4 protein-coding genes and 1 pseudogene are annotated in these 4,039 nt (G+C 46.0%); 2 read left to right on the forward strand and 3 right to left on the reverse strand.

The annotated features are described in order from the left end of the window. Positions 1-167 precede the first annotated feature (167 nt). The gene (locus QUB64_RS32695) at positions 168-428 is read left to right on the forward strand and encodes a hypothetical protein (RefSeq protein ID WP_333278818.1); all 261 of its coding nucleotides are present in this window, start codon (positions 168-170) and stop codon (positions 426-428) included. Positions 429-571: 143 nt separating this feature from the next. On the opposite strand, the gene QUB64_RS32700 is transcribed toward QUB64_RS32695, so the two are convergent. The 3 genes from QUB64_RS32700 to QUB64_RS32710 all read right to left on the reverse strand — a co-directional run bounded on the left by QUB64_RS32700 (position 572) and on the right by QUB64_RS32710 (position 2,432). Further along, on the reverse strand, positions 572-1,111 hold the full coding sequence (locus QUB64_RS32700) for a hypothetical protein (RefSeq protein ID WP_333278816.1): 540 nt from the start codon (positions 1,109-1,111) through the stop codon (positions 572-574). Next, on the reverse strand, positions 1,108-1,824 hold the full coding sequence (locus QUB64_RS32705) for a hypothetical protein (protein WP_333394353.1): 717 nt from the start codon (positions 1,822-1,824) through the stop codon (positions 1,108-1,110). Before QUB64_RS32705 ends, QUB64_RS32700 begins: the two co-directional genes overlap by 4 nt. A gap of 359 nt (positions 1,825-2,183) precedes the next feature. Next, positions 2,184-2,432 (reverse strand): hypothetical protein, encoded by a 249-nt coding sequence (locus QUB64_RS32710; protein ID WP_333278773.1) that lies wholly within the window; start codon positions 2,430-2,432, stop codon positions 2,184-2,186. A gap of 578 nt (positions 2,433-3,010) precedes the next feature. Here QUB64_RS32710 and QUB64_RS32715 point away from each other — a divergent pair. Beyond that, a pseudogene (locus QUB64_RS32715) lies at positions 3,011-4,039 on the forward strand (hypothetical protein); the annotation flags it as partial.

The following is a 4,039-nucleotide window of genomic DNA, read 5'->3' on the forward strand; positions in this document are numbered from 1 at the left end:
ATATGGTGGGCTGTAATGCGCGGACTGCAAGATGGTAAAAATCCTAAATCTCAAATCTAAAATTAGTTGGCGATCGAATGAGAACGCGGGCCGGGGGGGGTTAGCTCGTATGGCCTGCCCCCGGCCGCGACAGCCAGAGTTTGTGGCGCCGCAGGCAAGGTGACGTGATGTCAAAAATAACCGGGTTGAGTAATACCCGGTATACAACCCAAAAAAACACAAAAGGTGATATTATGACCAACCCAACTTACAGACAATTTAAAAAGCAAGACACTTATAGGCAGTTGTTTAAGCGCGATCGTATTTTGATTAGGAAGCTTCGCGAAATCACACAGGAGTTATCTTGCCGGATTGAGAGTCTTGAAGCCGAGCGTGATTGTTATAAAAAACAACTTGAGGTTTTGGATCGCTTTCTTGCTTTTTTGTGAAATTTCTAGCAACTGGCGGAATTTTTCGAGTAGCAGCTTCGTCGGTGCAGGGATTGGTGGAAAGCGTAATTGCTTTCGGCCGGCGAAGTTGATGCCGAAAAATTAGCGAAGCGGTCGTCAGTTGCGGGTATGTGGTGTGTGATTTATGTTTGTGGTCTGAATGCGTTTGCGACCATTTGAACGTTCCACGCTGCTTCTCTGCCTAGTTTCACCTTTGGCCTTTTGTTGAAAATGAACGTACCCCATTGAAAGTGCCTTTTCCGAGGTTTTGTCCCAATTAGTTCTGTCACTTTGGATGTTGGCAGCAGCAACACGTGATTGGCGGCATATTCTAGTGCCTTGTATTTGGCTAGTGGGTCTTGATTGAAGTGTCGGGCGATCGCTTTTACGAGTTGCAGCGTTTCGTTGAAATTGTCTACTTGTCTGGTAGGCGAATCTACTTGTCTGGTAGGCAAGTCTAATTTAGTTGGGGTGATAGCTTCTGCGTCTTTCGGAAAGTCTGCCAGATTTGCGCCTGGGTTGTTTTTCAAGAATTTGTCTAGCTTGTCTAGTTTGTCTAGTGACTCGCTAGATATTTCTCCTCGCTTCACTGGTTTTACATTTATTGCTTTCATGCGATCGTAAATTGGTTGTCGGCTTGCCAGTTCGTATCGCATTTGGAGTTCTGAAATTTTGTGGTTCATTTCTTTAAGATTTTTTCTAGCCTGCTTGGTTTGGAGATGATTTTTAAGATTTCGTTGACTGGTTGCCCTATGGCGATCGCCCGATAAACCTCCCCCATTTTTTTACCTGGGATGTATTTAGCCCGCTGTTTTTTGCCTTCTAGCCAGCGGTAGGTGTAGTAGGGCCCGGTGCATTTATCTTGCTTTTGGCGGATTGAGTGTTGTTTGCTGTCGATGCGGACTTTGTAGTGGAAGTCTAACCAGCCGCTAGATGAAGTTTCCAGATTTTCCACAACAGGCTCGACTGTCGGTGAAGTTTCCAGATTTTCCACAACAGGCTCGACTGTCGGTGAAGTTTCCAGATTTTCCACAACAGGCTCGACTGTCGGTGAAGTTTCCAGATTCTCCACAACAGGCTCGACTGTCGGTGAAGTTTCCAGATTCTCCACAACAGCCTCGACTGTCGGTGAAGTTTCCAGATTTTCCACAACAGGCTCGACATCAGTTGGTGTTGGGCAAGTTTTAACTTCATCTGGATACAAAAAATCCCACTGATTAATATGTGGGTTCCAGAATTGGATACTGCCGTCGATTGGGTGTACAGCGTTGATTCGGAAAATCTCGCCGCGCTTAACCCACGCTGCGACTGTTGGCTTGCGTTTGGTTTTTACCCAGTCACCGGCTTTATATAGCGGCGCTGGCGTTGGGCTAGGGAACAGTTCTAGTTGCTGCATGAGGTTTTGCGTTTGCGGGTTTTGTATGCACCTGACCGTTCTAGATACTCGGGGCTGTTTATTATTTTTAAGTAGCGTTCAACTATTTGTTTGCCGCTTCTGTACTGGAGGAATAGACCGATCTGTTTGTGGACGGATGGTGGGTAGGTTTTATTCATCTATGTCGTTTGTTACAGATGGAAGCTGACGGCTGTGAGAGCTTTATTGCTTGCTACACATAGGTTTTGCTCTTATGCGAGGAGTATCTATGTGTAGCTTGAGTTGTGGAATTATTGCCGGTTTTTCCCGGCTGTCGCACCACTTTGATTGGCTTGGGTCAACTTTTTTAGCATTTTCGCCAGCCCAGTGTTGCCAGCGGACTAGGTTTCTTTGTAGGTGCAACGGAGCTCTTCTGGGTCTTCAAATCGATCGAGTTTGGCTTCACCGGTGTAATTGTCTATGTTTTCGTGGTGGTAATTGCTTTCCCACCGATAGCGGTATTGTTCGATGTCTTCATCGTCATCGTCCAAGAGGCCGTCAGGGTCGGATACGGGAAAGCGACTGTGCTGTTTCTCACAAGGTTTGCCCAACTTTGGGTTCCAGTTTTCTTGGGGGTAGGTTATTTGCATGGTGGTACAAGTAAAACTGCCGTTGTCCCACCCGGCAGCGTGGCTATGCGTTTTCTTCGGTGGTGCGGGGGCTGATCATGAGGATTCGTTCGTTTTCCTGAGAAAATAAGTCAAAGGACAGACCTAGGGGTTCTAATTCGAGGTCTGATACTTGTTCTTTATCTTCAACTATTTTAAGTCTATATACTGACGCAAGTCAATGTGCGGACTTATAATGAGTTGTATCTATGAAAATGCCAGTGAAAAATCAGTTAAAAAAAATTCTCGAAGAGCGTTTTCAGAAACCCTTAACTGCTTATAGGTTCCGAAAATTAAGCGGTCTGGGTCAGGCAACGTCTTTGAAAATTAACGATCCGTGTTGGGTCCCTCGACCTGAAACACTTGAGATTATTTGCAAAAAGTTCAAATTACAGCCTGGGGACTTTTTATTTTACGAAGAGGATTCAGAAAATTCTTCAATTTAATTTTAGGTCTGTGTATTGACATAAGTCTTTGTATTGACTTATTATAAGTACAGATGCAATTTGCATACCCTGTAACGTTCTCCCTGGGGCTTCTACTCAGCCCCTTTTTTACACATGAGTAAGAGACTTATAGAGCTAAAAACTGTTGCCCTTGACATTGGAGCCGAACCGAACGGCGATCGGCGAAAGGTTGAGACTTGGGAAGCTGCTATTTTTGAGCGAGCTGCTTTTTTGGGTATATCTGTTGAAGCTGCTTCCAACCCATTTTTGCGGTTTTTCGAGTTGGGGGAGCACAAAGGTCTTTCTGACGTTCAAGTAGAAGAGGCACTTGAACAAATAACCGAAAAACATTATTATTCGGTGTCCAAGCGTGGTATGGCTGAAACTGCTCAGAAGCGGGCTTTTAGACAGGCTGAACGTTTTGCTAGGCATGGTTGGGTTCATGACCCAAGCGAGTTAATTGCTGAAAATTCTCCCGGTATCGATCGCGTCCAGGAGCTGATCGAACTGCCAGTCGAAAATATTCTTGGTGTCGATTGCGTCCAGGAGCCGATCGAACTGCCAGTCGAAAATATTCCTGGTATCGATCGCGTCCAGGAGCCGATCGAGTCAGCGGTGGAAAATACCTCCGGTGTCGATCGCGTCCAGGAGCCGATTGTAGGCTTGACTGTTGCTGATGCGTGGAACTCCACAGATTTCGGCGAAGTTTTTCACAAGGCAGATGCTAGCGGTCAGTTAAGCTTGTTTGAGTGGGACGTTAGCGAGCCACCCGATCCAGATGACTACGAATCAATTGAAGATTTTCGTCATGCTTGGTGCTTGTGGAGTTTTGAAGATTGTCAAATTGAGTCGATCGCACCAGAAGCGGAAAATTTTTTCCGGTGTGCGGAACTGATTGCACCAGAAGCGGAAAATTTCTCTGGTGTTGGAACTGTCGAAACAGTTTCGCTTGAGTCCATGTGTTTTTGGGCTCCTTGTGATGAATTGTTGTTGCCGTCGGCGATTGTATCGGCAGCGGAAAAATTTTTCCGGTACTTGGGTACGATCGCACCGACAGTGGAAAAACTTTTCCGGTACTTGGGTACGATCGTACTGACAGCGGAAAACAATTGCCTTTGCGGTCAGGCACTTGCCAGTCAGTGT

It is taken from the genome of Microcoleus sp. Aus8_D2, from assembly GCF_036702665.1.
Classification (GTDB): Bacteria; Cyanobacteriota; Cyanobacteriia; order Cyanobacteriales; family Microcoleaceae; genus Microcoleus.

Excerpts from the sequence above, each read along its gene's own strand:
- QUB64_RS32695 (WP_333278818.1), top strand. The coding sequence starts at position 168 with ATGTCAAAAATAACCGGGTTGAGTAATACCCGGTATACAACCCAAAAA.
- QUB64_RS32700 (WP_333278816.1), bottom strand. The coding sequence starts at position 1,111 with ATGAACCACAAAATTTCAGAACTCCAAATGCGATACGAACTGGCAAGC.
- QUB64_RS32705 (WP_333394353.1), bottom strand. The coding sequence starts at position 1,824 with ATGCAGCAACTAGAACTGTTCCCTAGCCCAACGCCAGCGCCGCTATAT.
- QUB64_RS32710 (WP_333278773.1), bottom strand. The coding sequence starts at position 2,432 with ATGCAAATAACCTACCCCCAAGAAAACTGGAACCCAAAGTTGGGCAAA.